Origin of the sequence: Pseudomonas sp. Y24-6, from assembly GCF_020295325.1 — a bacterium.
GTDB classification, from domain to species: Bacteria; Pseudomonadota; Gammaproteobacteria; order Pseudomonadales; family Pseudomonadaceae; genus Aquipseudomonas; species Aquipseudomonas gregormendelii.
Genome location: NZ_JACBXG010000014.1, coordinates 81,013 through 106,490 on the forward strand (window position 1 = coordinate 81,013; position 25,478 = coordinate 106,490).

A 25,478-nucleotide genomic window follows, 5' to 3' on the forward strand; every position below is an offset into this window, starting at 1 on the left:
GCGCTACCGCCTAAAGGTTGGGCGCGCAACTGGGTCGCGGATCTACGAAATGAATACTAGCGGTGACGGGCTTCGCATCACCTTCCAGGCGACCCACTTCGCCGGTGGCGCCCTAAGCGTGGCCGAAATCACCATCTTCAACGTGTCGCCCTATGCCGAGCGGCAGATGCTCGGCGATGGCGCCACCAAGAAATACGAGTTCATTTCGCTCGAGGCCGGTTACGACAACCTCTTCGGATCCGTGTTCGTTGGGCAGATCGTCAACGTGCAGCGCCACCTGGAAGACGACGGCGCGACCAAGGGCATTCGCTTTTTCTGCAAGTCCTCGGCCAAGGAGCGCGATCAGAACCTGATCAACCTCACGCTTTCGCCCGAGACAGATCCGGTTCAGATCATCGAGGCATGCGCTGAGCCATTCGGTGCGGAGATCCAGTTCTACGGCGACTTCTCGGAACTCAAGCGGAGGTCTCGCGGCACTGTCCTGCAGGGCAGTCCGACCGCCTGCATGAACGAACTGGCCGAGACCTTTGCCTTCGACTGGATGGTCGAGAACGGCGCCATGAAGATCATCAAGCGCGATGCTGCCCTGGACAACCAGGTCTACGTGATCAGCGCCGGCACCGGAATGATCGGATCGCCGGTGGTGACCGACACCGAGGTCGGCATTCGCTACATCCTGAACCCCAAGCTGAAGCTGGGCGACACCATCAAGCTCGAGTCGATGGCGCCGCGCTTCGAGTTCTCAGGGGCGTTCTTCTACGACATCCCGCGCACTGTTGGCGAGGGCTACTACAAGGTCAACTCGCTGGTCTTCGCCGGGGACTCCCACGGTGATCAGTGGGAAACCCAAATCAGCTGCCTACGCCTCAGTGCGGCGGCACAGGCTGGAATTTCCGAAAGGGCTACCCGATGAGTAGTGATCCGCTCGCCTCAAGAACACAGGCGCAGTTCTCCAAGATGCTGCGTGGAATATTCGGCGAGTACCTGAAAGACAACATGCGCACCAGCGTTCCCGGGCATGTGCTGAGCTTTGATCCGGTTACCCAAATGGCTGAAGTCCAGATCGGACTGATGCTAGAGGATCACCTGGACAACCAAGAAGCGCGCCGCCCAATCATCTGCGTCCCTGTGCAGTTCTGGGGCGCCTCGGGTGGAACGCTGGAGTGCCGGGTAGGCGCTGGCACAGAGGGCGCTCTGTTCTTCTCTCAGGAGTGCATCGACTCTTGGGTTGACCAGGGTGGCGTGGCCGTCAAGTCAGAGATTCGGCGCTTCTCGGTCAACGATTGCTACTTCATACCGGGCATCCGGTCGATCCCTGGCGCGATCACCAACTTCGCTAACGACGGCATCCGCCTGCGCAGCAACGACGGCACGGCCTACTTCTGGATTCACGACGACAAGACGCTCGAGATCGACGGTGTGTCGCTCAACGTCAAGTGCTCGGCCAACTTTGAACAGCCTGCCAACTTCGAACAGGCTGTCACCACCATGACCACCATCCACAACCAGGGCGTCAGCATTGGCCTGGAGCACGGACACATCGGCGTGGAGATGGGCGACGACATATCAGGACCGGTGAACCCATGACGGTACGAAAACTGGACGCAGGCGGCGACCTGGCCCTGGGCCCGCAGGAATTCCTGACCGGCTACACCGCCGAGGAAGTCGCGCAGAACGTGGTAACCCGCCTCAAGTTCTTCCTGGGCGAATGGTTCCTCGACACCACGGACGGTACCGACTGGTTTGGCAGCGTGCTCGGCAAGGGCTCACCCCTGGCCTCCCGCGAGTCGGTGATCCGCCGCCGAATCCTTCTAACCCCAGGCTGCGCAGGCATGACGGCCTTCAGCGTGACCACGGACATCGCTAAGCGAGAGCTCACGGTGAGCGCCTCAATCGTCAGCAGCTCAGGCGAAAGCGCCGATATCAATTATGTGCAGGCGGTTATCTAATGGCTGAAATCACCGAACAAGGCATCAACGGGCGCTCGCTAAGCGAGTACCTCGGCGACATCAAGACAAGAACACTGGCGATCGATCCCGACTGGAACCTCGATGCCGACTCACCGGACGGCCAGCGCATCGGCATCGACTCCGAGCTTCTGGCAAATCTGGATGAGGCTGTTGTAGGGGCCTATCGCAGCAAAGACCCGGACAGCGCCACTGGCGAGGCCTTGCGCGACATTGGCAAGATCTCTGGCGTGCCGATCCGGGATGCGACCTACTCTGTCGCGCCTGTCGAAGTGATCGGTCAGGCCGGCACAGCCATCCCTTCAGGCTCCCAGATCCGCAGCCGTATCGACAACACCGTATGGCTGACCACCTCCGTGATCGTGATTGGCGTAGGGCAGACCGGTACAGGGTTTGCCATCTGCACCACACCCGGCCGCGTCCTGGCCGGTCCCGGCGAACTGACCAAGATCGGCACGCCGTTCGGTGGCTGGTCTGCCGTCACCAATGGCGAGGCCGCCGCCGGCGAAGACGCCGAGCGCGATGAGGACTTCCGCAAGCGCCGCAATGACTCAGTAGCCCGCGCCGGCAGCAACATGCGAGACAACATGCTGGCCAACATTGCCAGCGTGCCAGGCGTTACCGACGTGAATGTGCTGGAGAACAGCAGCGACTCCCCATTCGATGCTGACGGCGTGCCCTATACCGGCATCGCCGTCATCGTAAACGGCGGGACTGATGCTGATATCGGCCTGGCCATCTATCAGAAGCACAACCCGGGCACTCCAATGTTTCCGCGGTACAGCGCAAAGACGGCGACATGGGTTGATGCGCCAGGCGCGAGCGGCGTCAAGGTTGAGGTCACCTCGCCAGTCACTGGCAACAAGGACACTGTCACCTTCCAGCGGGCTACCGGCCTGCCGATCTTCGTGAGCATGGCCATTCAGCAGGAAGGCGATCTGCCGAGCGACATCTACGCGCAGCTAAAGGCCGCCATCGTCGCCGACTCGACGCGCCGCCTGTTCAACGGTGAGACCACTACCGGCTTCAACAAGGGCGGGTATGACATCGGCGAGAAGGTCGTCGCGGGCCGCCTGTACACGCCGGTGAACAAGATCCTTGGCAAGTACGGCGACAGTTACGTCACGTCCCTGACAATCGGCCTGAGCGCCGGCGCACAAGGCCTGACGCCAATCCAGCCGACCATCGCCCAGATCGCCACCTTTGATACCGACAACATCGCGGTCACGGTGACCCCATGATTATGGATCACGTCGAACGCGCAAAGTCGCGGATCATCAACGAGTACCGAGACAAGCAGCGCATGGTGCGCTGGCTGACCATAACGCCAGAGATCGCCAACCAGTATCTGGAAGGTCCACTGGATCAGCTCTACGGCAGCTATGACGTGGACAATGTGACCGGCGAGCTGCTCGACATCATCGGGCGCATCGTCGGAGTGCGTCGCCCCATTCTGCGCGCCTCAGAGTTTGATGTTTTCGGGTACGCAGGAAACGACAGCTACACGAATTACAACGTCGCACCCTACATCGGCGATGGCGAGGCGGTTGACGCTCCGCTGAACAACGACCTGTACCGAAAGCTGGTCAAGGCCAAGATCGCCCGCAACATCAGCGACGGCACGGCCGACAGCATCATCCAGCTGGTGGAAATCATCATCGGCGTGAAGGTGACGGCGTTGATTTGCAATGGCGACAAGTCTTTCGATATCGGCATCGCCTCGCCACTCGACAACACCACGCTTTACCTGATTGAGAATTTCGACCTGATACCGCGCCCGCAAGGAACACGCATCGGCGAGATCTTCATCCTTCCAGTGAACATCGGTGACATTGAGTTTTCGTCATCGCACATCTACGAATACGCAAACGTGACTCTTCCTGGAGATTTAGCCTAATGGCGAGACAGCCTTTTAATACGCGCTGGGCTCAGGGCGTCGAGTCCGAGAGCAGTTTGAACAGCTTCCAGGCGCCAAACGATGCCCGCCTGCTATCTGGCTGGGAAGGCGGACAAGACAAGGATGCGCCACCTGCCGGCCATGAAAACTGGTGGCATAACCGAGTTGACTCTGCGCTGCAAGGCGTCGAGCGCAATGGGGTCATGGCCTGGCACGCCCAGGCCGTGTATGGATTGGGCGCTCCCGCTTATGCCTCCGACGGCAACTACTACGAGAGCCTCGTCGCAGGGAATAGCGGGAATAACCCGGCCTCCACGACTGGGTTCTGGCGCTACTGCGGTCCTTCATTCTTCACCGGGCATGAGCCTGGCGATGGAAAGCTGGTATGGCACAACAACACCCCTCCTGCTGGATGGCTGAAGTGCAACGGGGCGATCCTGCTGCGCGCCTCCTATCAGAGATTGTTCGCGGCCATTGGTACAGCCCACAACATCGGCGGGGAAACCAGTCTTCAGTTTCGCCTGCCTGATACTCGTGGCGAGTTTATCCGCGGTTTTGATGATGGTCGCGGAGCTGACCCAGGACGTGTTTTTGGCAGCTTTCAGAACTTCGAGATACAGCAGCATGACCATGCCGGGGTTCCACTGCGAGTCGATGACACCGACAGGGGCACGGGCCCAGCAAGCCTGTTCTCTATAGATCTTATGGGAAGCACTCTGCCTACCGGTGGGACTGAAACAAGACCCCGAAACAAGACAGCCAACTACTGGATTAAATACTAATGGGTATTCAACTTCAGCCCGGTCAGCACCTTGTCTACCAGACGGATGGCCAAGGGTTCTACGTGGGAGAGGCGGCGGCAGACCCCGATCCGCAAAACATCGGCAACTGGCTGATCCCGGCCGGCTGCGTAGAAATGAAGCCGCCGACTATCACAGGCGGCAAGCGGCCCCAGTGGGTCGGCTACAAGTGGAAACTAATCAACCATTAGGTGTGCATATGGAAAGGCCTCGCAAGCGCCGCTTCACGGACAAGATGGAGGCGTTCTGCCTTGCTTACATTGAGACAAACAACGCTTCCGAGGCCTACCGCCGCTCCTACAACGTCACCAACATGGCAGAGAAGACTGCAGCTCGAGAGAGCTGGATCGTTCTGCAGAAGCCGCAGGTTCAGGCCAGGCTTGCCGAGCTAAGAGAAGTGGTCATGGATAGGCACAACATCACCGTCGACACGCTGCTGGCCGAACTGGAAGAGGCTCGCAAGGCCGCCCTGAGCGCCGAGACTCCGCAAACCTCGGCAGCAGTATCAGCCACCATGGGCAAGGCCAAGCTGCTGGGCCTGGACAAGAAGATCGTCGAAATCACCGGCAAAAATGGCGGAGCCATAGAGACGAAGTCGCAAGTCACGGTGGACAAGAAGACGCTCGAATCTGTGCTTGACCGCCTATGAGCGCGCTTCTCGACTGGGATTCAATGAGTCGGGAGGAGAAAGAGGCGTCAAAAATGATCAGCGAGCATTCCCCGCTGTCGTTCATGCGCGTTTTTTTCCAGCTAAATCAGGGCATGAAAATGCTCTGCAACTGGCACCACCGGTACATGGACCACACTGCCCTCAAAGTTCTGTCTGGCGAACTAAAAAACGTCGTGTTCAATATGCCACCCGGCGGCACCAAGACCGAGTTCTGGTCGATCCACGTGCCGTCATACGCCATGACCATGTTCGACCGGACGCGGACGTTGAACGTCTCCTACTCGAAGGCCTTGGTCGAAGAGAACTCCAACCGCATCAAGTCGATCATCACCAGCGCTGAATATCAGGACTTGTGGCCGTGCGACCTGGGCAAGGCCGACGTGGCCAACTGGATAATCACCGACGAGAACGGGCGCAACAAACACCAGATTTTCAGCCGATCCACCGGCGGCCAGATCACTGGTGTGCGTGGTGGCTATATTTCCGAAGGATTCACCGGGTTCATCAACCTGGATGACCCAGAGAAGGCCGACAGCGCATTCAGCGCGACCATGCGCGCCAAGGCTCAACGGATTGTCACCAATACCCTGCGCAGCCGGCGAGCGTCCCCGGACACCCCGGTCATCTGCACTCAGCAGCGCCTGCACACGGACGACGTGTCGGGCTTCCTGCTCAAGGGTGGCATGGGCCTGGACTTCAGCCACATCAAGGTCCCGGCGCTGGTCACCCGCGAATACATCGCGAGCCTGCCTGATGAGATCCGCGAGCACGCCGAACGAGACGTTTTCAGTGGGCCATCAATAGTCCGTGGAGGCGTCGAATACTGGTCCTACTGGCCAGCAAAGGAGACCGTTGCCGATCTAATGGCACTGTGGGATCGCGACCCTTACACGATGGTCAGTCAGTACCAGCAGGAGCCGGTGGCGTTGACTGGCGGCATGATTGATGCCGACTGGTTCAAGACCTATGAGCAGCTGCCTTTCTTGGTTTGGCGCGGCGTGTACGTCGACACCGCGCAGAAGACCGGCGAGCAGCACGACTACTCAGTCTTCAGTCACTGCGGCTTGGGGGTCGACGGCAACCTTTACATCATCGAGGTTCACCGCGGTAAGTATGACGCGGGCGACCTTGAAGCGACCGCCTTGCGCCTGTGGCAGCAGTGGAAAAACTGGGACCCGTTCCGTCCGGCCGCCCTGCGCTATATGCGCGTGGAGGACAAGTCGAGCGGTACCGGACTGATCCAGACTATTAGCAAGAAGGGCGCGATACCGATCGAGCCACAACCGCGCGGCCCGGCAGCCAACAAGGTGACCCGCTGCATGGATGCCGTGCCCTGGCTCAAATCTGGCCGGGTTTACGTTCCGGCTATCTACGACGACCAAGGCAGCAAGATCGAGCACGTCCGCGACCACCGAGGCGAGATCGTGGGCCCCACCGATTGGGTTGCCCCATTCCTTACCGAAGCGGCCGCATTCACGGCTGACGACACTCACGCGCATGACGATCAGATCGACACCATCTTCGATGCGGTGGCCGACATGCTGATCAGCAACAACGGCGAATTCTTCTCCGGAAACTGGCTTTAACCGTCTCCATCCTGCCGACCGTGACTGGTCGCACTCATTAAATTCGCCTTAAGGAAATACACATGGCAGACCAGACTGAGCGGCTAGAACTCGCCACAGTAAAAGCCGAAATCGGTAGCGAGATCATCAGCCGGTTCTCCAACGATCCGGTTGAGGCTGATCCAATCCACACCAATTCTGGCGAAATCCAGAACCTGAAGCAGGTAGCGGCGAGTATTGAGGCTGATGGTCAGGCGGCAATAACTCAGGCGGTGGCGGACGGCATTGTTGATCTGACTGCGGCAGCGGATAGCGCCTCTATCAGCGCGGATCGCTCCGAGTCAGGAGCGGCCTTATCGCTCGCGGCGAGCCATCCTTTCCCAACCACCGCGGACGGTATTGCCAATACCTCAGGCAGCGGCGCTACCAATAGGTATTTCTCCGTGCCTGTATCGGGAACTACCCTAGCCACTCTTTACCGTAACGACGCGAATACCGCAGTAAAAATCGGCGAGGCACCTAGCGCTAACGCTGTCGCAGCAATTGCGCTTAGCCTTGAAAACTCGAAGACGGTTGGCCTTTCTACAACCCCCATAACAGGAACATTTGTCACCGCCAATACTCGGATTTTTGATACGGCAGTGGCTAAGTCCGGAGTTGCAAGAAAACTTCGTACCTACTCAAAGAATGCGGGCCAATCAATAACTCTTCGAAGGTTTGTTAGTACAGGAGGAAGCCAGCTTTTGCTGGGCGACGTCCTTACTCAGGTCGGCTCTGACTATGTCGTCCCTCTTGACAGTTCCGATAGTGCAAAAGAGATATCAATTACGTTTCCCGTAAATGCCGGTGAGTTTATTGGTATTTATGGTGCTTCATTTGTTTATCCGGGCGTGACAGTTGGCGTTGGTGCCACGATGGGACAATCTGCCACATCTGGAAACTACACGTCCCTCACGATTGGCGGGTTTGGCACCGGCTATAAGTGGCAGGTTGGCTTGGATATATATTCCAACTATGTGAATGCAAGCTTGCTGTCTGGGCTTGAGATATCGGTTCAGACCTTAGGTACCATGGCGCCAGTTGGCGTATCTAGCATTTACGACCTCCCTCCCAGCCCAAAAGGCCGTCACGGTGTAGTTACCGGATCACCTTTAGGTTCCGTCTACTCAGACGGGACGGTTTGGCGATGGACTCGCGACGATGAGCCAGTGCCTGTCCCTTGGATGAGAATATTGGACCTGGCCAAGCGCGATGGCTGGATGTCGGTTTACGATTTCACAAACAGCGCGAAAGTATCGGTCGTTCAATCCGGAGGCATTGAATATATAAGCGCTATCGAAGATGCTTTGGGCAGCTCTCCGATAGCCCTGCAAGCAACTCCAGCAGCGCGACCTGTTCTGGCAGGCGATGGTATTGGCGGGCTGAAGTCAGCAAGATTCGCCGGGGCGCAGAACCTGCTCATTTCCGACAGCGTCGTCTACAACCAAGTGTATTGCGTGCTTGAGGTATCTAAATTCTCAGGCCCAGTGGATCTAGCGACTTCTACAGGGAAGTTTGCTTTCTCCGGACGAGGCGCTAATAGACCAGGCATCATTGGCTATGACAACGCTGGAACGATGACCGCTTGGCATGGCAACGGCGTGGCTGGCAATACCCTCTCGAACAACCCCACGGTATTCGGTGCGGTATTTGAGGGCGCTGACTCGACCGCATATGAGAATGGCTGGATAACCAGTGTTGGATTGATCGCCGCAACTAACAAGCTTCAACTCGGCTATATCGGCGCGGACTATCAGGGGCAGCGGGGCTGGATTGGCGATATTGCCGCCTTGTTGGTTTATCTTGGAGATCCAGGTCAAGAGAAAGTCGAGCGCATGCAGAAGCTTCTCGCGGACGTATTCAGCATACCAGTCCCTGGTCTGGAGATCAGTGCGCTTGGCGCTACAGTCACAAGGCTTTCCGACATGAAAGTGCTCTATGGAAAGGCCCCGGCGGCTACCGGGCATGTCGCCTCCGTAACCAAGGTTATGACGTCACTGGTTCTGGATCGTAAAGTTGCGGACCTGTCTCAAACGGTGACAGTCGTAGCTGGCGATATCGTTGACTCGGGCACAACACTGTTCGTGAAAGCTGGAGATATCATTAGTTATCAAGACCTGATGTACGCCGCGCTTCTGCCGTCGGATAACAACGCAGCTACGGCTATTGCGCGCGCGGTCGGTTATATAATAAACCCTAGTGCTGGCGACGACACCGCAGCCAAAGCGGCGTTTTATGCTGAAATGAACGCGGTCGCTACCCTCTTGGGTATGACGGAGACGGTTTACAACAACTCGTATGAGGGGTGCACGTCAAATGCCACTGACCTTACCAAGCTTCTGGCTCATATAAGTGCCAACGCTCCGCGCATGCTGGCCGTCGGCAGTCAGGCCTCTCATACGATTACGGTGACCGGAACCACGCCGCGAACCTACACCATCACCAGCACAATCTATCCCCCATTTTTCCCTGGGTACGCCTTCGGGAAAACAGGTACCGGCGACAGTTACGGATCACTTGTGCTCCTGTGGGACAAGGATGGCGAACGCTATGCGTCGGTTATGGTCCGATCTTTCCCTTCAACACTTCGTTACCGCGAGGCGCGATGGCTGATGGATGAGGCCATTTATAATCCTCTTCCCTGACTTCTAGCAGCTCAACGAAATAAGCCCGCCATAGTGCGGGCTTGCTTTTATATCCGCCTAAACACAATAGTCTGCCGGCTCACTCCGAACGCAGTCACATAGTTTCCAATTTCTGATACCTGCAGCGGACCCTTTGACACCGACGACCACGCCTGCCCCTCAATTGCCTGCTCATCCGTGATAATGGTGATCGCCGGAAACATTCCGGGGTTCGTCATACTGAACAGCAACACGCGATTCCCTATTACCTGAGCAACTCGATAGTCGCCGTCCTGCGCCCACACGAATTTGTTTCGGTGGCGGGATATCCCGTCCTTTTGAATTAGCGACACCAGATTATTGAAGTCCATCTGATTCCTGCCCGGCAGCATTGGCTGGGCGCCCGTTCGGCTTGAAACTTCCGAAATAAGACGCTTATCCTCAGCGGTCGCCTTCGCTTCAGCGTTGTGTATATAAGCGATGACTTGCGCCTGTTTCTCCTTGCACAGTTCCGGTATGCGCTGCATCTGCGGACTTGAAACCGTCATACGGTCCTGTCCGCCAAACCTACCTGTAGGTCCAACCACTTCAATCGTGGAGACCGCAGCCAGGAATTCAGCTTCGTCCTCATAGAAAGTTTCGCCTGCGAATAGCGTTTCCCCGCCAATGCTGATCGTCCAAGGGTCTCCCGCACCACCAAATTTGCCGGCACTCCTGCGACTAATCACATATCGACGCGATTCCTCAGTACAGATGGCTGATACCTCGACCGTCTTCCCTGTTGCCTTGGAGGACGCTCGAACGCCGACCGCCGAGAAGCTGTCCACGCCTTCATAGGTGAAATCGTTTTTGACGGCCTGGCCGGCGCATCCACTCAAGGCTGCCACGGCTGATAAGGCGATGATCCGTTTCATCACATGCTCCATTCTTTAAATACTTAGATTAACAGAGAGCCATCACCAACTTATGCCTGGCATGAGGTGGTTTTGTTCGCCTGGAGAAAAGTTATGACAGCAATCGAGAAAGACCGTGACATCCTCGCCAGGACTTTGTGGGGCGAAGCCCGCGGCGAAAGCCTGGCCGGACAGATCGCCGTGGCTTGGACAATCCGCAACCGTGTATTCGATGGCAAGACCAAGTCATGGTGGGGCGAAGGCTACGCCGGCGTGTGCCTGAAGCCGTGGCAGTTCAGCTGCTGGAACAAGAACGACCCGAACTACTCCTATCTGAGCGGGGCGAAGCCTATCCCGACTGCGCAGTATGCCCAGGCGTTGAAGGCGGCTGATCAGGTCATGGCGGGAACCACGCCCGATCCAACTGGCGGCGCGACTCACTACTACGCGACGACCATGCCGAAGCCGCCGACCTGGGCAAAGGGCGCCAAGCAGACCTTGAAGCTCGGCCAGCACATATTTTTCAAAGATGTCCCCTAAGCTACACATGCCGCTATTCTGTATTCGTTCCTGAATGTAAAAGGGTCGGTAATATGGAAGGTATGGTGCTCAGCCCCAAGATCGAGCGCGAAGCCGACAAGCTTCTCGCTCAGATCGCCAGGGCCGATTCTATGATCATAGCGGCGAAGGCTGGTGCCAGGGCTGAGGGGTTCGTCCTTGGTCTGGAGTCGGCGCGCGCGCTGAATGATTTGACCATCGAAAAGCTATACGTCATCTTCGACTCGGCTACAGAGGAGCGGCTCCGTTCTCTCGCGACATCGTGAGCCTACTGCTTCGGTATCTGAGTGAAAGGCTCCACGCCAGTCAGCGAAACGACCGTCGCGTAAAGCTCGCTGATCACACGGTCCTTCGACATCAACTCGCTACTACTCTTGATCTGGATGTCGATCGCTTGCCTCTGAGCTTCTAACGCATCGGTCCGTGCTCGATTGAAATCTGCCCGCAGCTTGTCGCGCTCCTTCGATACGTCCGCATGCATCTGCACCAGGCCGAAGACGTCCTGCCGAGCCTTGCGAAGCTGGGATGTCAGCTCCTGAACCTCATTCTCGAGCATGAGCAGAAATTGTCGGCAGGTCTCAAGCTCGGTTGGAGTTCCGAGCCAGTCGCTGGTGTCTTCGATGTCGTACGGGTCCACGGTGATGCCTTTTCGAATACTGTTTGGATATACAGTAATCGAGGCGAAGAGTTCGAGCGAGGGTGAGGCGACGAGCTGCGCTATGAGGGCGACACCAGGTCGGCCCACTCCTGCATCATGGCTCTGCGCTGCTCCAGATAAGTGGCGTGGTTGTACACGTCGCGGATGAAGCTGCTGTCAGCGTGAGCCAGTTGCCGCTCGATCCAGTCGCGGTTGTGCCCGCGCCCGTTCATCTCCGTGGAGAACAGGTGCCGGAACCCGTGTGGCGATTGCTTGCCTGTGAGCCCGCAGGCGTCCATGACGTTGTTCGCGTAGTTGGTGCCGATCGGCATTGTGGAGTCGCTGCGGTTAACGAAGACGTACCGCAAGTGCCCGGTGAGGGGCAGCATGCTTTTCAACAGCTCAACCGCCTGGCGCGATAGCGGGACGGAATGGTCCCGGCGCATCTTCATCTTGGCGGCAGGCGTCGTCCATATGGCGGCGTCGAGGTCGATCTCCGACCACTCGGCACGCCGGACTTCCCCAGGGCGTGAGGCGGTGTAGATCATCAGCATCAGCGCCGCGCGGAGCTGTTGCCCGGATGAGCTTTCCTGAATTGCCGCCATGGTCTTTGGCATTTCGCTGAACGGAAGGAAAGGGTGCGGCTTGTGCTGGCCCATCCTTTCCGTGACTGCGTGCATCTCGGCGGTCGGGTTGACCTCGATAAGGCCGACAGCGATTGCATAGCTGAACACCTGGCCAGTTCGTTGCCGCACCTTGACGGCGGTGGCCACGGATCCGCGCTTCTCAATCTTTCGGATCAGGCTGATGACATCGGAGCGCTTGATGGCGTCAATCTGCCGTGTGCCGAAAGTCGGCAGCACATCCAGCTCCATCAGGTTGCTGATGATTCTGTAAGTACCAGGTGAAATGCTTCCCTTCCTGAATGCCAGCCACTCGTCGTACACGCGACGGAAGGTTCGGCCCCCGGCCTCGATCATCTCGGCCTTCTTCTCCCTCCTCGAATTGCGCGGGTCAATTCCGTTCGCAATGTCTTCGCGTGCCTCGTCTCTGCGTGAGCGCGCTTCCTTTAGGCCGGTGTCCGGGTACGTCCCGAATGAAATGCGCGCCTGTTTCCCAAGCCAAGTAAAACGGAAATGCCAGCTCTTGATGCCACTGGTGGCTATATAGAGGGAAAGCCCGAGCGAGTCCGCGAGTGTGTAGGCCTTGTCCTTCGGCTTGGCCTGCCTGGCCGCTGTGTCGGAGATCGCCACTAGTACATCCTCTGCTTTTAACTTTCAATGTACTGGATGATGTACTAACTCGATGTCACTGGGAAGGTATCGCGTGGTACGCGGTGATACTCCGATGTAGCGTAATTCGTGGGTTGTGGGTGTGTTCGTGAAACGGAGGGGTTTTCGGCGGGAGTCTACCGTGGAATCTTTGAAGATTTCCACAGTGTCTTGAGCTCTGTCAGGTGGCGATCGCCGCAGCGATAGGGGCAGGCGGCGAGTTTAACAGCTTGTCCTGACTAAAGGGTCAGCAAGCGTTCGCCGAGGCGACCGTTGGCGGCCAGTTCGAGGAACTCGTCGCCCAGGCGACGGCTTTCGTCCATCGCCGCGCGCCAGTACTTCTGCCGGCTTGGCGCGTCGCCCATGAAGCGCTTGAAGTCATTGCGGTCGGGCAGCTTGCCGAAGGGCAGGCGCGCCAGATATTGCTTCGACGGTGCCAGCAACAGCACGTCCTGCAGCCGCGTCGTACAGGCGCGGCGCCAGGGCAGAGTCTTGTCGAACCAGCCGGGAATGATCCGGTCGGTGAAGTGCGGGTACAGCACGATGTCATTGCCGCTGTAGGGCAGGTCGAGGTGGTAGTCGAGCAGGCCGCCGTCGCGAAAGGTTCCGGCGCCAGCGCCCGGCAGGTCCCGAACACCTTCCATGACCATGGGGATCGAGCCGGATGCGAGCAGTGCCTGGCGCAGGTTGGCGGCGTTCAATGCGACGAAGCGCGAGGGGAAATCGGTCAGTGGGTGCACCGGCGGGGGGAGACGTGGATCGTGGATGATCAGGCGTTCAAAATGCCTCGACAGGCGAGAGCGGTTGCGCAGGTTGTCGGCGATCACCGTCGACAACCCCAGGCCCAGGTGACCGCGATGGTCTTGCGCGAGTCGGCCGTGGCTTTTGACCACCATGATGTTCAGTCGATAATGCGCATTATCGAGAATCGCCGAGTCGCGGCCGTCGAGCAGCTGCTCGAGCATGCGCCGCGAGCTCTGGCTGATCTGTGCCATGGTCACGCCCTTGTTGAAATCCTGCTCGGTGTACAGCCGGCCGAGACGCCGGATGCCCTCGGCGGCGTCCGGCAGGCAGGCGCTGGCGAAACGCCAGGAGCCCACCGAGGCGCCAATCAGCGAGCGCTCCCGCGGGGCGGCCGGCAACCACTCACCGAACAACGCCAGGTCCAGTCCCTGAATCCCCAGGGCTTTGGGACCACCGGCGGCGCCGGGCAGGGTGCCGACGTCGGCGGCGCTCAGCCCTTGTTCACGGATGCGCGCAAAGGCGCGAGGGCCGGCTTTGAGGGTCAGGGCGGGGAACTTGATGTGGATGGCGGTCATACCGTATCTCGATTCTGGCAAGCGGGAGCGATTATAAGAGATTTGAACGTCAAACCCTTGCGCAATGCATGATGGCCATTCAGTTTCAGTTAAGTTCGAATCGTTAAGGTGGCTCCCGTAAGCAACACCCAGAAAATTCGGAGACACCGATGAAAACCCTGACTGCCCTGTTCGCTGCTTCCCTCATCGCCATGACCGCCAGCCTCGCCCATGCCCGTGACCTGGGCCCTGATGAAGCCCTGCGGCTGCGCGACGCTGGTACCATTGTGTCTTTCGAGAAGCTTAATGCTACAGCCCTGTCCAAACACCCGGGCTCCACCATCACCGAGACCGAACTGGAAGAAGAGTACGGCAAGTTCATCTACCAGGTGGAGATGCGTGACCCACAGGGTCTCGATTGGGACATGGAATTGGACGCTGTCAGCGGGCAGGTTCTCAAGGATCAACAGGATACGTAATGAAGGTGCATTTTTTGTCCGGCACGCGCGCCAGCCTCCGAGTGGGGCTGGCGCTGCTGGTTTTCTGTTCGGTGGTGATGGCCCGCGACCTGGATCAGGACGAAGCCCTGCGCCTGCGCCAGCAAGGGGTGATCATGCCCCTGGAGCAGCTGCTGCAGCAGGCCCTGGATCGCTACCCGGGGGCCAAATTGCTGGAGGCCGAGCTTGAAGAAAAACACGACGTCTACATTTATGAAGTCGAACTGTTGACCGCCGAAGGCGTAGTCCGCGAGCTGGACCTCGACGCCACCACTGGCCAGTTACTGAAAGACAAGGAAGATTGACCGATGCGCTTGCTTCTCGTTGAAGACCACGTGCCCCTGGCCGACGAATTGATGGCCGGTCTGAACCGCCAGGGGTATGCCGTGGACTGGCTGGCCGACGGCCGCGATGCGGTGTATCAGGGCAGCAGCGAGCCTTATGACCTGATCATCCTCGACCTTGGCCTGCCCGGTTTGCCCGGGCTTGAGGTGCTGGCGCAATGGCGCGCCGGTGGCCTGTCGACACCCGTGCTGATCCTGACCGCGCGCGGTTCCTGGTCCGAACGCATCGAAGGCCTCAAGGCCGGCGCCGACGATTACCTGACCAAACCCTTTCACCCCGAAGAGCTGCATTTGCGCGTCCAGGCGCTGTTGCGCCGCTCCCACGGCCAGGCCAACCAGCCGACGCTCAAGGCGGCGGGCCTGCATCTGGATGAAGGCCGCCAATGTGTGACGCGGGACGGTGCCGACATCCAGCTCACCGCTGCGGAATTTCGTCTGCTGCGCTATTTCATGCTGCACCCCGAACAGATCCTGTCCAAGAGCCACCTGGCCGAGCACCTCTACGACGGTGAAACAGAGCGTGATTCCAACGTGCTGGAGGTCCACGTCAATCATCTGCGACGCAAGCTGGGCCGCAGCGTGATCGAGACCCGTCGCGGCCAGGGCTACCTGTTCGGCGGGCAAGCCAAGTGAAGTCGATCCAGCGCCGCTTGAGCCTGGGCCTGATCAGCGTGATGGTGATTGTCGGTCTGGTGTTGGCGCAGACCAGCCTGTGGCTGTTCGAAATGGGTTTGCAGCGCTACCTCGAGGCGGGCCTGCGCAACGACAGCGAGAACCTGCTGGTGGCACTGGTACGCGGGCCTCAGGGTTTGCAACTGGATGAGCGGCACCTGTCGCCGGCCTATCAGCGGCCGTTCTCCGGGCACTACTTCCGCATCGATTTCGCCGACAAACATTGGCGCTCGCGATCCCTGTGGGACCAGGAGTTTCCCCGCCTCACTGAGTCGGGGCTGCACAGCAACCTGCAACTGGGGCCCGAGGGCCAGCAGTTGCTGGTGTTGCGTTCCGACTATCGGCGGCTGGGACAGTCGATTTCCATCAGCGTGGCGCAGGACTACACCCCGGTTCGCGACAGTTTCCTGCGCATGCAACAGGTCGGCCTCGGGCTGGGACTGGCGGGGCTGCTGCTGATTCTGGTGCTGCAACGGGTCACCGTACGTCGGGCGTTGCGTCCCCTGGAAAAGGCCCGCGAGCAGATCGCCCAGTTGCAACAGGGGCAGCGCTCGCAGCTGGACGATCAGGTCCCGGTAGAGCTGGAGCCTCTGGTGGCGCAGATCAACCATCTGCTGGCGCACACCGAGGACAGCCTCAAGCGCTCGCGCAATGCCCTGGGCAATCTTGGCCACTCCTTGAAAACCCCGCTGGCGGTGTTGGTGAGCCTGGCCTCGAGTGAAAAACTCGATGACCACCCCGAGTTGCGCAGGATCTTCAAGGAGCAGCTGGAGCAGGTCCGGCAACGGCTCAATCGAGAGCTCAATCGCGCAAGGTTGTCCGGCGATGCGCTGCCGGGCGCCTTGTTCGATTGCGCTGGCGAGTTACCGGGGCTGCTGGCGACGCTGAACATGATCCACGGTGAACACCTGCACCTGAGCTACCGCGCGCCCCAGGGACTGCGCCTGCCCTGGGATCGTGAAGACCTGCTGGAACTGCTCGGCAATCTGCTGGACAACGCCTGCAAATGGGCGGATGCCGAGGTGCGCTTGAGCGTAGTGGAGACGACGGCAGGGTTTGAGTTGAATGTGGAGGATGACGGGCCGGGTATCCCCGAGGATCAACGGACCCAGGTCTTCAGCCGCGGCACCCGTTTGGATGAGCAGACCGATGGGCACGGCCTGGGGCTGGGGATCGTGCGCGATATCGTCGACACGTGGGGCGGGGTGTTGCGCCTGGAGGAGAGTGAGTGGGGCGGGTTGCGTGTGGTGATTGAACTGCCCAGGCGCTGAGACCTCAAGCAGCCCCAAAGTCCCTGCGGGAGCCAGCCTGCTCGCTCCCACATTGCTCTTGCACAGTGGCTTTTCCACATTGGATCGGCCGTGCGCTGTGGACTGGCTCACACGCGAAACTGATCCATCAAGCTCTGCTGCTGATTCGCCAGGCTGTTGAGTGACTGGCTGACCCGCGCCGACTCATTCGCCTGCCCCGACAGCGACTCCGTGACGTCGCGAATCGTCGCCACGTTGTTGTTGATCTCTTCAGCCACGGCGCTCTGTTCTTCCGCCGCACTGGCGATTTGCAGGTTCATGTCGCTGATCACCGTCACCGCGTCGCCGATCTGGCGCAGGGCGGTCACGGCCTGGCCAACCTGCTCGACGCTGCCCTGGGCCTGGCGATGGCTGTTGCTCATCGAGCCCACCACCTCCTGTGTACCGCTTTGCAGCTGCTCGATCACCAGACGGGTTTCCTCGACCGACTCCTGGGTACGTCGCGCCAGGTTGCGCACCTCATCGGCCACTACGGCAAAGCCGCGCCCGGCTTCACCCGCGCGAGCGGCTTCGATGGCGGCGTTCAAGGCCAGCAGGTTGGTTTGTTCGGCGATGGCGCGAATCACTTCCAGCACCGAGCCGATTTTCTCGCTGTTGGCCGCCAGGCCTTCGACCTGCACCATCGCCGCACTCATGTCGGCGGCAAGGTTGTCGATGCTGGTGGTGGTCTGGTCGATCACGGTCAGGCCACGGCGAGTCGCATGGTCCGCGTCGCGGGCGGCCTGGGCGGCTTGCGCTGCACTGCGGGCGACGTCCTGGGCAGTGGCGCTCATTTCGTGGGACGCGGTGGCAACCTGGTCCACCTGGCGGTACTGCTGCTCCATGCCGGCGCTGGTCTGAGTGGCGATCGCGGAGGATTGGTCAGCGGTGCTGCGCGCATCCTGCACCGAGCGTTTCACTTCGGCGATGATCGGCTGCAGCTTGTCCAGAAAGCGGTTGAACCAGCCGGCCAACTGGCCCAGTTCGTCCTGCTTGTCGTAGGCCAGTCGGCGGGTCAGGTCGCCTTCGCCGCTGGCGATGTCTTCGAGCATGCGCGCCACCCCGAGGATCGGTTTGGTCACACTGCGGGCCATCAGCCACACCAGCAGCAGGCCGATCAACGCGGCCAGCACGCCCAGGCCCAGTTCGACCAGCGTGCCGGTGGTGTTGCTCTCATCGAGTTGTCGTTCCAGGGCTTCGGCAGGGCCGACCAGGACTTTTTCCGGCACTTGCAGCAGCACGCCCCAGGATTTGCCACCGGGGATCGGCTCGAAGGGTGCGAGCACCTTGAGCTGTTGGTCGCTGTGCAGGCTGGCCGTCTTGTCGCTGGTCGCCAGCAACCGAATCAGCTCGGCGCCGCTGCTCTTGTCGATACTGTCCAGGCGCTGGCTGAGTTTGCTCGAGTCCCGGCTGTAGCCGGCCAGCAGGCCGACCGGGCTGATGATGCTGACGTGGGTCTGGCCGTCGTAAAGCTTCTTGCTCGCCGCCTGGCTGATCGATTGCAGGCTGTTGAGGTTGATGTCCACCGACAGCGAAGCGATGACCTTGCCGTTGACCATCAGCGGAAAGACGATGCTGGTCATCAACACGTCCTGGCCGTCGATCTTGTAGAAGTACGGCTCGATGACGCACGGCTTGAGCGAGGTGCGCGGGCAGGTGAACCAGGCGTTGGCCGGTTCGCCGCTGGGGCCGGCATTGGTGTCGGCCATGTCGCTTTCCGGCAACGCCATGGACGTTACCTGGCCCGGAGTCGGCTGCGACCAGTACAGGGCGAAGCGGCCCTTGTCGTTGCTGCCCAGCTCGGCCTGGCCGGCGAACAGTTCGTCCTTGCCGTCCAGGGCATTGGCTTCGAACACCAGTGACAGGCCGAGCAGTTCCGGGTTGGCCTGCAGCGCCGACTTGACCTGGCGGGTCAGGTCTTCGCGCAGGTCGAAGGCGTCGAGGAAACGCTTTTCCGCCTGGTCGCGCAGGAACAGCACCTGGCGCGAGAAGCCATGGCCGTATTGGTAGGCGTCCATGAACTGCTGGCGAATGACCAGCGCCTGGTTTTCACCCTGGGATTGAATCCGTGCCTGGGCCGCTTCATTGAGCATCTCCGTGCTCGAGGCCTTCACCAAGGCGGAACTGTGCTCCATGCGATACAGCGAAAGACCCACCAGCAGGGTCACGATACCCGCCAGGCAAAGCCCGGCCAGCAGGGTGATTTTCCATTGAATGGAAAGTTGTCTGAGCGACATGGAGACATCCTTATTCGATAAATATCTGCGGCTTGGTACTGTAGCGGCCGTTGCTCGGGATTCTTGAAGTCACTGATCGAGAGATATTGCGGGGATGTGTGGGTGTCACATGTGCGAGCAAGGCTTGCCCGCGATGGCGTCCTGGAAATCGCCATCGCAGACCCGCCTTGCTCCCGCAGCGTGCGCGTTGCTGTCACTGGCTTTGACAAGCTGGCAGCGCTGCGGCACAGTGCGCGCCCTCTAATAAAACCCATTCTAAAATCCGCTGGCGGCTCTTCGCAGACTGCCGGCTGAGCTCATTCCGCTTGCCTTGAGGTAACGATGATTAATGCAGTAATTGCTGCGGTCGGCGTCATGCTGATACTCAGCCTGTCCCGCGTACACGTAGTGATCGCGCTGATCGTGGGCGCGCTGGTCGGTGGCCTGACCGGCGGCCTGGGCATCGACGCCACGCTTAAAGCGTTCAACAGCGGCCTTGGGGGCGGGGCTACCGTTGCGCTGTCCTATGCCTTGCTGGGGGCGTTCGCGGTGGCGATTGCCAAGTCGGGGATGGCCCATGCCCTGGCGGACAAGGCGCTGGCCATGGTTGATCGCCAGCACGCCAGTGGTGGCGGCCGGGTCAAATGGTTGCTGATCGGCCTGCTGGGAGTCGTGGCCGTCGCCTCGCAAAACATCTTGCCGATACATATCGCCTTTATTCCGTTGCTGGTGCCGCCGCTTTTATACGTGCTGACCAAGCTGCAACTGGATCGACGTTTGATCGCCTGCGTCATGACCTTCGGCCTGATCACGCCATACATGTTCCTGCCGGTGGGCTTTGGCAACATCTTCCTCAACGAGATCCTGCTGGCCAACGTCGCCCGCAGCGGCGTCGATATCAGCGGCATCAACGTCACCCACGCAATGGGTATCCCGGCGCTGGGCATGGTGTTTGGCCTGACGATCGCGTTTTTCAGCTACCGCAAGAAGCGCGTCTACGACCTGGGCAAGATCGAGCAGGTCGAGCAGGTGGCGGTGCAGTACAACCCGCTGAGCCTGATGGTCGCGGGCCTGGCGATCATCGCCGCGTTCGTGATCCAGCTGCTGCTCGACTCGATGATCATTGGCGCCCTGGCAGGGTTCCTGATTTTCTCGGTGTCGGGGATTGTGAAGTGGCGTGATACCGACGATCTGTTCACCGAAGGCATGAAGATGATGGCGATGATCGGCTTCATCATGATCGCCGCCTCGGGGTTTGGCGAAGTGATCAAGGCCACTGGCGATGTGCAGTCGCTGGTCGAAACCTCCGCTTCCTGGATCGGTCACAGCAAGGCCATTGGTGCCTTGTTGATGTTGCTGGTGGGGTTGCTGGTGACCATGGGCATCGGCTCGTCGTTCTCGACGGTGCCGATCCTGGCGGTGATTTTCGTGCCACTGTGCGTGCAGCTGGGCTTCAGCCCGCTGGCGATCGTGTGCATCGTCGGCACAGCAGGTGCACTGGGGGATGCGGGCTCCCCAGCCTCGGATTCGACCCTCGGCCCGACCTCCGGCTTGAACGTCGATGGCCAGCATCACCATATCTGGGACACTGTGGTGCCGACTTTCCTGCACTACAACCTGCCGCTGCTGGCCTTCGGCTGGGTGGCGGCGATGGTGTTGTGATCCCCACGCCTCACTGGTCTCCCCTGTGGGAGTGAGTGACATTCAACTTTTGCTCCGGCGTGCCGTTAAAGCTTTCAGGCACGCCAATAAATCAAAAGAGTGAATGTCATGCGCATGAGCCTCAAGGCTAAAGTCCTGTCCCTCGCCGTCCTCCCGGTGCTGCTCTTTGCGCTGGTCATCAGCCTGACCACACTGTTTATCCTGCAGCAACAGGCGCGCAACGAAGTCGAGGAAACCCGCCAGCGCCTGCTCACTGACGCCAAGGCCACCTTGCAAAGCTACGTGGCCGTGGCCATGTCCACGATCAAACCTCTCTACGAAGCCGCCGCCCCCGGCGACGATGGCGCGCGGGCCCAGGCGATCAAATTGCTGTCGAGCATCAGCTATGGCAAGGATGGCTATTTCTTCGGCTATGACTCCAACACCGTGCGCCTGTTCAAGGCCAACAGCCCGGAAGGCGTCGGCCAGAGTTTCAAGGACAACCGCGACCCGAACGGCGTGTACGTCAACCGCGACCTGGTGAAAGTCGCAAAAGACGGCACTCATTACCTGCAATACAGTTCACCGTTGCCGGGCAACACCCAGGTTCTGGTGCCCAAGCTTGGCTACACCGAGTACCTGGCCAAATGGGACATGGCGGTGGGTACGTCGGTGAATCTGGACGGCATTGAAGCGCAGGTGGCGCTGGTCGAGGCCAAGGTACAGGAACGCATGGAAGGGGTGGTGTGGAGCATCGTCGGCATCGCTGCCGTGGTGTTGCTGGTGATCGCCGCTGCTGGCGTGTTGCTGTCCAATACGATCTTGCGTCCACTGCACCTGATGAAAGCCAACCTCGATGACATCGCGGCCGGCGAGGGTGACCTGACCCGCCGCCTGACTATTACCAGCCAGGATGAACTTGGCGAACTGGCGGGCTCGTTCAATCGTTTTGTCGACAAGATCCATGGGCTGGTGCGCCAGATCACTGAAATGACTTCGCAACTGACCGGCCTGGTGACACAGGTATCCGCTCAGGCCCAACGCTCGGACCAGGCGATGGAACGCCAGCGTCACGAGACCGATCAGGTGGCCACGGCGATCAATGAAATGTCGGCGGCCGCCCAGGAAGTCGCCAAAAGCGCGCAGAACGCTGCGGTAGCAGCTCAGCAGACGGATGAAGAGGGGCAGGCGGCCAAGCGGGTAGTGGCCGGCAGCATCGTGAAGATTCATGCGCTGGTGGACGACATTCGCAGCAGCGGCGTGTCGCTGGACAGTTTGCAGAAGGACGTGTCGTCGATTGTCAGCGTGCTCGGGGTGATTCGCTCAATTGCTGACCAGACCAACCTGCTGGCCCTCAATGCCGCGATCGAAGCGGCTCGCGCCGGCGAGGCGGGCCGCGGCTTTGCTGTGGTGGCGGACGAAGTGCGGGCGCTGGCCAGTCGCACGCAAATCAGCACCCAGGAAATCCAGGGCATGATCGACCGTTTACAGGCGGGCACGCAGTCAGCGGTTGAGGCGATGCGTCGCTCCAGCGAGGCCGGCGACGGCACCAGCGCCCAGGCCAACGAGGCGGGCGCTTCGCTGGATGCGATGGCGCAGTTGATCGGCACGATCAACTCGATGAACGCGCAGATCGCCAGCGCCGCCGAAGAGCAGACTGCCGTGGCCGAAGAGATCAACCGCAGCGTGCATCAGATTGCGGCAGCCGTGGACAGCGTCGCTGACGAAACCCAGCTCGGCGCACAAACCACCCGTAGCCTCGCGGATCTGGGGCAGCGGTTGGGCGGACTGGTTGGGCAGTTTCGTATCTGACGCCTGACGTTTTTGGTGGCCAGTACATGCCTATGGCAATAGAGCTCCTGTGGCGAGGGGGCAGGTTGCCCGCTCCAGGATGGTGCCATAGCGCACTGCCCACCTCGCCAGCTAGGGTCGGTCCCAGTACGGCACCGCCCCGAAGCATTCGACAAAAAAATCGATCACCGTCCTGACCTTCACCGACAACCGTCGGCTACCGGGCCAGAGGACGGCGATCTGCTGCGGTTCCAGGCTGTTGGATACCTGATACTCCTCCAGCACGGGCACCAGCGTGCCGTTACGCACCGCTTCGCCAATCAGCCATGACGGAAACATCACCAGCCCCAGGCCCTGTTCCGCCGCTTGAGTGAGGGTGTCGGCATGGTTGCCGGTGATTGGCCCCTTCACCGAGTAAGGCACCCAGTCCTGCTGATCCTTGCGGAAAAACCAGCGCTGCTGACCGGCCACGCCTTTGTAGGCCAGACACTGATGGGCGACGAGCTCGTCGGGATGCCTCGGGGTGCCGCGACGCTCAAGATACGCCGGGCTGGCCGCCACCTGGAAACGATGGGGCGCCAGAATTCGCGCCTGCATGCTCGAGTCGTGGAGGGGGCCAATGCGGAACAGCAGGTCGGCACCTTCCTGCAGCGGATCGACGTAGCTGTCGGTCTGCTGGATATCCAGTTGCAGCTTCGGGTAGCGCTCGCACAACTGGCCAAGCCAGGGCGTCAGGTGCCGTTGCCCGAAGACCACCGGGGCGTTTATCCGGACCAGTCCACTCGGCTCGCTTCGCTGCTCCTGCAGTGCCTGTTCGGCTTCCTCGAGCTGCACCAGCACCAGCCGCGCATGGTGCCCCAGCATGCGCCCGGCTTCGGTAGGTGTGACGGCGCGGGTGTGGCGGTACAGCAGCTGTTGGCTCAGGGCCTGTTCCATCAGCTGGATCTGCCGCGAAATGGAGGAGGGTGCCAGGCCTTCGCGACGGGCGACTTCAGAGAAACTGCCATGGTCGAGCACCGCGACAAACAGCCTGAGCGCCTTGAATCCAAATTGGTTGAGACCCTGCATGATCAATCCTGCTGTGCGTAATGCGCAAAAGTGTTGTCTGGATGCTCCCATTTATCGCAAAGGGAAGCCAGCCGATAATGCACGCCTCCTTCGCCCATGGGGCGCAAGTCTGCGCGCGAAATCATCGCTCACCGGCTTGTTGCCGACCCGAGCAGCGTTTTCGCGAGCAGGCTCGCGCCCACATGGGTTTGTGTTAACTGACCACAGGTTATCTTTATGCAATCTTCAATCGAACAGGTCGCTGCGACGCCTGCCACCAAACCGGGGCTACGGCTGCTGCTGTTGCCGCTGGTGATCCTGGCCGGCATGGGGCTTTCCGTGGAGGCCGGGTTGCTGGGGCCGCTGGGGGGTCAGGTCGGGCATCTGTGGGCGACCTTGAGCATCTTTGGCGTTGGCTCGGCCATCTTGTTTCTGCTGCTGTTGATGAGCGGCCCGCAACAGGGGCCGGCGTTGAACACCTTGCCGCGCTGGCAACTGATCGGCGGATTCCTGGGCCCCGTTTACGTGATCGTACTCACGCTGGCCACGCCGCATATCGGCATCGCCATGACGATGATCGCGATTCTTTCAGGGCAGGTCGGCAAAAGCGTACTGATCGACCATTTCGGCTGGTTCGGCGCAACGCGCAAAAAGGTCAACGGTGAACGCTGGCTGGCGTTGGTGTTGATTGTTGCCGCACTTGTTCTGATTGCCAGGGGTTGATCATGAGTCTGTTTATTTTGTTGGCGGTGGTCGTAGCGGCCGGTGCGGTGTTGAGTGTGCAGGCGGCGATCAATGGACGCCTGGGTGAAACGGTAGGCGTGTTGCGCAGCAGTCTGTTGACCTTCGTGGTCGGCGCTGTGGTCACCGGCTTGCTGATCCTGTTCTTCGAACCGACCCATGCGGTGAGTCTGCTCGACGTGCCGAAATGGCAGCTCAGCGGCGCCCTCTTCGGCGTGGTCTACATGATGGTGATGGTCGGCGCAGTGCCACGGGTAGGGGCGGCTGTCGCCACTGTGGCGGTTATCGTCGGGCAGTTGGGCATGGGCATGCTGATCGACAATTTCGGCTGGCTGGGCAACCCGGCAATCGAGTTGTCGGGCAGCCGGATCCTGGCCATGGTGTGCCTGGCGCTGGCACTGGTGTTCATGTACCGCAGTAATGCGCGGCAGGCGTAACGTTGATGGTTGATGGTCCTACACTGTAATCACGGGTGGGCATCCGCTGCATCCGGACGACCATAACGATGGAGTCAAGACCATGACCGTGACCAGGACCGATACCTGCGACTGCCCCAAATGCAAGTGTGAGCTGGGTGAGCACCCAATCGCTCGACACGGCAAGCATTACTGCTGCGAAGCTTGCGCCAAGCACCACGAGCATGGCGAAGAGTGTTCATCCAAAGGCTGCAAGTGCGCCCACAGGTAACCGGTCACCCAATAACCGGTCGCCCAAACAAAGTGGAGCCTTTTCAGGCTCCACTTTTGTTGTGGGCAAACCATGCTTCGTGGGTCAGCCAGCCGGCCGCCAGGTCACGTTCTCGACGCCGAATTTCTCGGCCATCGGTTTACTGGTCTTCTGCACCTTCTCCCGGCCAAAGCGCGGGATCCGACCCACACCGGCGTCACAGCTTGCCCAATGCCAAGCCTCTGCGTTGTCCATCTTGTCCAGACGGATAATGAAAGACTTGGGGGCGCCATGAAGGGTGTACTCAATGACGAATAATTTTGCGTTGTTCATAAAGCCCGTGATTCTCCCTGTG

At 59.9% G+C, this 25,478-nt stretch carries 28 protein-coding genes and 1 pseudogene; 21 read left to right on the top strand and 8 right to left on the bottom strand.

The genetic code is table 11. The features are described 5' to 3' along the window. The first annotated feature begins 49 nt into the window (after positions 1-49). The 10 genes from HYI44_RS23720 (at position 50) to HYI44_RS23765 (ending at position 9,583) form a co-directional block, all read left to right on the top strand. A complete protein-coding gene (locus tag HYI44_RS23720; RefSeq protein WP_225570666.1) occupies positions 50-913 on the top strand; it encodes a baseplate hub protein in 864 nt (287 codons plus the stop codon). After that, complete coding sequence (locus HYI44_RS23725) at positions 910-1,587, top strand: Gp138 family membrane-puncturing spike protein (RefSeq protein ID WP_225570667.1); 678 nt, start codon at positions 910-912, stop codon at positions 1,585-1,587. The genes HYI44_RS23720 and HYI44_RS23725 overlap by 4 nt, the downstream gene beginning before the upstream one ends. Beyond that, positions 1,584-1,949, top strand: coding sequence for a hypothetical protein (locus tag HYI44_RS23730; protein ID WP_225570668.1), 366 nt, complete (start codon positions 1,584-1,586; stop codon positions 1,947-1,949). Before HYI44_RS23725 ends, HYI44_RS23730 begins: the two co-directional genes overlap by 4 nt. After that, positions 1,949-3,208, top strand: a complete 1,260-nt coding sequence (locus HYI44_RS23735; protein ID WP_225570669.1) for a baseplate J/gp47 family protein — start codon at positions 1,949-1,951, stop codon at positions 3,206-3,208. The genes HYI44_RS23730 and HYI44_RS23735 overlap by 1 nt, the downstream gene beginning before the upstream one ends. After that, a complete protein-coding gene (locus tag HYI44_RS23740) occupies positions 3,205-3,864 on the top strand; it encodes a DUF2612 domain-containing protein (RefSeq protein WP_225570670.1) in 660 nt (219 codons plus the stop codon). Before HYI44_RS23735 ends, HYI44_RS23740 begins: the two co-directional genes overlap by 4 nt. After that, the gene (locus HYI44_RS23745) at positions 3,864-4,646 is read left to right on the top strand and encodes a phage tail protein (RefSeq protein ID WP_225570671.1); all 783 of its coding nucleotides are present in this window, start codon (positions 3,864-3,866) and stop codon (positions 4,644-4,646) included. The genes HYI44_RS23740 and HYI44_RS23745 overlap by 1 nt, the downstream gene beginning before the upstream one ends. Further along, a complete protein-coding gene (locus HYI44_RS23750; RefSeq protein ID WP_225570672.1) occupies positions 4,646-4,855 on the top strand; it encodes a hypothetical protein in 210 nt (69 codons plus the stop codon). Before HYI44_RS23745 ends, HYI44_RS23750 begins: the two co-directional genes overlap by 1 nt. An 8-nt stretch (positions 4,856-4,863) precedes the next feature. Continuing rightward, positions 4,864-5,313, top strand: coding sequence for a terminase small subunit (locus tag HYI44_RS23755; protein ID WP_225570673.1), 450 nt, complete (start codon positions 4,864-4,866; stop codon positions 5,311-5,313). Between the two features lie 53 nt (positions 5,314-5,366). After that, positions 5,367-6,920 (top strand): phage terminase large subunit, encoded by a 1,554-nt coding sequence (gene terL, locus HYI44_RS23760; protein WP_225570674.1) that lies wholly within the window; start codon positions 5,367-5,369, stop codon positions 6,918-6,920. Between the two features lie 62 nt (positions 6,921-6,982). Continuing rightward, complete coding sequence (locus tag HYI44_RS23765) at positions 6,983-9,583, top strand: D-alanyl-D-alanine carboxypeptidase family protein (protein ID WP_225570675.1); 2,601 nt, start codon at positions 6,983-6,985, stop codon at positions 9,581-9,583. A 47-nt stretch (positions 9,584-9,630) separates the two neighbouring features. On the opposite strand, the gene HYI44_RS23770 is transcribed toward HYI44_RS23765, so the two are convergent. Beyond that, positions 9,631-10,476, bottom strand: coding sequence for a hypothetical protein (locus HYI44_RS23770; RefSeq protein ID WP_225570676.1), 846 nt, complete (start codon positions 10,474-10,476; stop codon positions 9,631-9,633). Between the two features lie 93 nt (positions 10,477-10,569). Here HYI44_RS23770 and HYI44_RS23775 point away from each other — a divergent pair, with 93 nt between their 5' ends. After that, positions 10,570-10,995, top strand: a complete 426-nt coding sequence (locus tag HYI44_RS23775; protein WP_225570677.1) for a cell wall hydrolase — start codon at positions 10,570-10,572, stop codon at positions 10,993-10,995. A gap of 53 nt (positions 10,996-11,048) precedes the next feature. Then, on the top strand, positions 11,049-11,279 hold the full coding sequence (locus HYI44_RS23780) for a hypothetical protein (RefSeq protein WP_225570678.1): 231 nt from the start codon (positions 11,049-11,051) through the stop codon (positions 11,277-11,279). Between the two features lie 2 nt (positions 11,280-11,281). Here HYI44_RS23780 and HYI44_RS23785 read toward each other — a convergent pair whose 3' ends face one another. From HYI44_RS23785 to HYI44_RS23795, 3 genes are all read right to left on the bottom strand, one after another. After that, positions 11,282-11,650 (bottom strand): hypothetical protein, encoded by a 369-nt coding sequence (locus tag HYI44_RS23785; RefSeq protein ID WP_225570679.1) that lies wholly within the window; start codon positions 11,648-11,650, stop codon positions 11,282-11,284. An 80-nt stretch (positions 11,651-11,730) separates the two neighbouring features. Further along, a complete protein-coding gene (locus tag HYI44_RS23790) occupies positions 11,731-12,903 on the bottom strand; it encodes a tyrosine-type recombinase/integrase (protein WP_225570680.1) in 1,173 nt (390 codons plus the stop codon). Between the two features lie 257 nt (positions 12,904-13,160). Further along, on the bottom strand, positions 13,161-14,240 hold the full coding sequence (locus tag HYI44_RS23795) for a patatin-like phospholipase family protein (protein ID WP_225570681.1): 1,080 nt from the start codon (positions 14,238-14,240) through the stop codon (positions 13,161-13,163). Positions 14,241-14,389: 149 nt separating this feature from the next. Between HYI44_RS23795 and HYI44_RS23800 the strand changes: the two genes are divergently transcribed. Genes HYI44_RS23800 through HYI44_RS23815 form a run of 4 tightly spaced genes read left to right on the top strand, consistent with a single transcriptional unit; the run spans position 14,390 to position 17,003 of the window. Continuing rightward, on the top strand, positions 14,390-14,698 hold the full coding sequence (locus tag HYI44_RS23800) for a PepSY domain-containing protein (RefSeq protein ID WP_122839394.1): 309 nt from the start codon (positions 14,390-14,392) through the stop codon (positions 14,696-14,698). Further along, entirely contained in the window at positions 14,698-15,021 is a 324-nt protein-coding gene (locus HYI44_RS23805; RefSeq protein ID WP_045060934.1) for a PepSY domain-containing protein, read from the top strand. Before HYI44_RS23800 ends, HYI44_RS23805 begins: the two co-directional genes overlap by 1 nt. A 3-nt stretch (positions 15,022-15,024) precedes the next feature. Continuing rightward, complete coding sequence (locus tag HYI44_RS23810; RefSeq protein ID WP_122839393.1) at positions 15,025-15,693, top strand: response regulator transcription factor; 669 nt, start codon at positions 15,025-15,027, stop codon at positions 15,691-15,693. After that, positions 15,690-17,003 carry a sensor histidine kinase gene (locus HYI44_RS23815; protein WP_201147130.1) on the top strand — a complete coding sequence of 438 codons (1,314 nt, stop codon included), beginning with the start codon at positions 15,690-15,692 and terminating at the stop codon, positions 17,001-17,003. Before HYI44_RS23810 ends, HYI44_RS23815 begins: the two co-directional genes overlap by 4 nt. A gap of 107 nt (positions 17,004-17,110) precedes the next feature. Here HYI44_RS23815 and HYI44_RS29690 read toward each other — a convergent pair whose 3' ends face one another. Together HYI44_RS29690 and HYI44_RS29695 are read right to left on the bottom strand one after the other, a co-directional pair. Continuing rightward, on the bottom strand, positions 17,111-17,866 hold the full coding sequence (locus tag HYI44_RS29690) for a methyl-accepting chemotaxis protein (protein ID WP_412548508.1): 756 nt from the start codon (positions 17,864-17,866) through the stop codon (positions 17,111-17,113). 102 nt (positions 17,867-17,968) lie between these two features. Further along, positions 17,969-19,258: pseudogene (locus tag HYI44_RS29695) on the bottom strand (HAMP domain-containing protein); the annotation flags it as partial. Positions 19,259-19,582: 324 nt separating this feature from the next. On the opposite strand from HYI44_RS29695, the gene HYI44_RS23825 reads away from it, so the two are divergent. After that, positions 19,583-20,899, top strand: a complete 1,317-nt coding sequence (locus HYI44_RS23825; RefSeq protein ID WP_163019423.1) for a Na+/H+ antiporter family protein — start codon at positions 19,583-19,585, stop codon at positions 20,897-20,899. 108 nt (positions 20,900-21,007) lie between these two features. Next, positions 21,008-22,690, top strand: a complete 1,683-nt coding sequence (locus HYI44_RS23830; RefSeq protein WP_122839389.1) for a methyl-accepting chemotaxis protein — start codon at positions 21,008-21,010, stop codon at positions 22,688-22,690. A 111-nt stretch (positions 22,691-22,801) separates the two neighbouring features. Here the strand turns inward: HYI44_RS23830 and HYI44_RS23835 are convergent, their stop codons facing one another. Then, positions 22,802-23,737, bottom strand: a complete 936-nt coding sequence (locus tag HYI44_RS23835; RefSeq protein ID WP_122839388.1) for a LysR family transcriptional regulator — start codon at positions 23,735-23,737, stop codon at positions 22,802-22,804. 216 nt (positions 23,738-23,953) lie between these two features. Between HYI44_RS23835 and HYI44_RS23840 the strand changes: the two genes are divergently transcribed. The 3 genes from HYI44_RS23840 to HYI44_RS23850 all read left to right on the top strand — a co-directional run bounded on the left by HYI44_RS23840 (position 23,954) and on the right by HYI44_RS23850 (position 25,144). Beyond that, positions 23,954-24,439: a DMT family transporter gene (locus tag HYI44_RS23840; RefSeq protein WP_122839387.1), complete on the top strand. Its 486-nt coding sequence runs from the start codon at positions 23,954-23,956 to the stop codon at positions 24,437-24,439. A gap of 2 nt (positions 24,440-24,441) precedes the next feature. Then, entirely contained in the window at positions 24,442-24,894 is a 453-nt protein-coding gene (locus tag HYI44_RS23845; RefSeq protein WP_122839386.1) for a DMT family transporter, read from the top strand. 82 nt (positions 24,895-24,976) lie between these two features. Next, positions 24,977-25,144: a metallothionein gene (locus HYI44_RS23850; protein WP_122839385.1), complete on the top strand. Its 168-nt coding sequence runs from the start codon at positions 24,977-24,979 to the stop codon at positions 25,142-25,144. Positions 25,145-25,228: 84 nt separating this feature from the next. Here HYI44_RS23850 and HYI44_RS23855 read toward each other — a convergent pair whose 3' ends face one another. Then, positions 25,229-25,456, bottom strand: coding sequence for a DUF6555 family protein (locus HYI44_RS23855; RefSeq protein WP_045060943.1), 228 nt, complete (start codon positions 25,454-25,456; stop codon positions 25,229-25,231). Positions 25,457-25,478 lie beyond the last annotated feature (22 nt).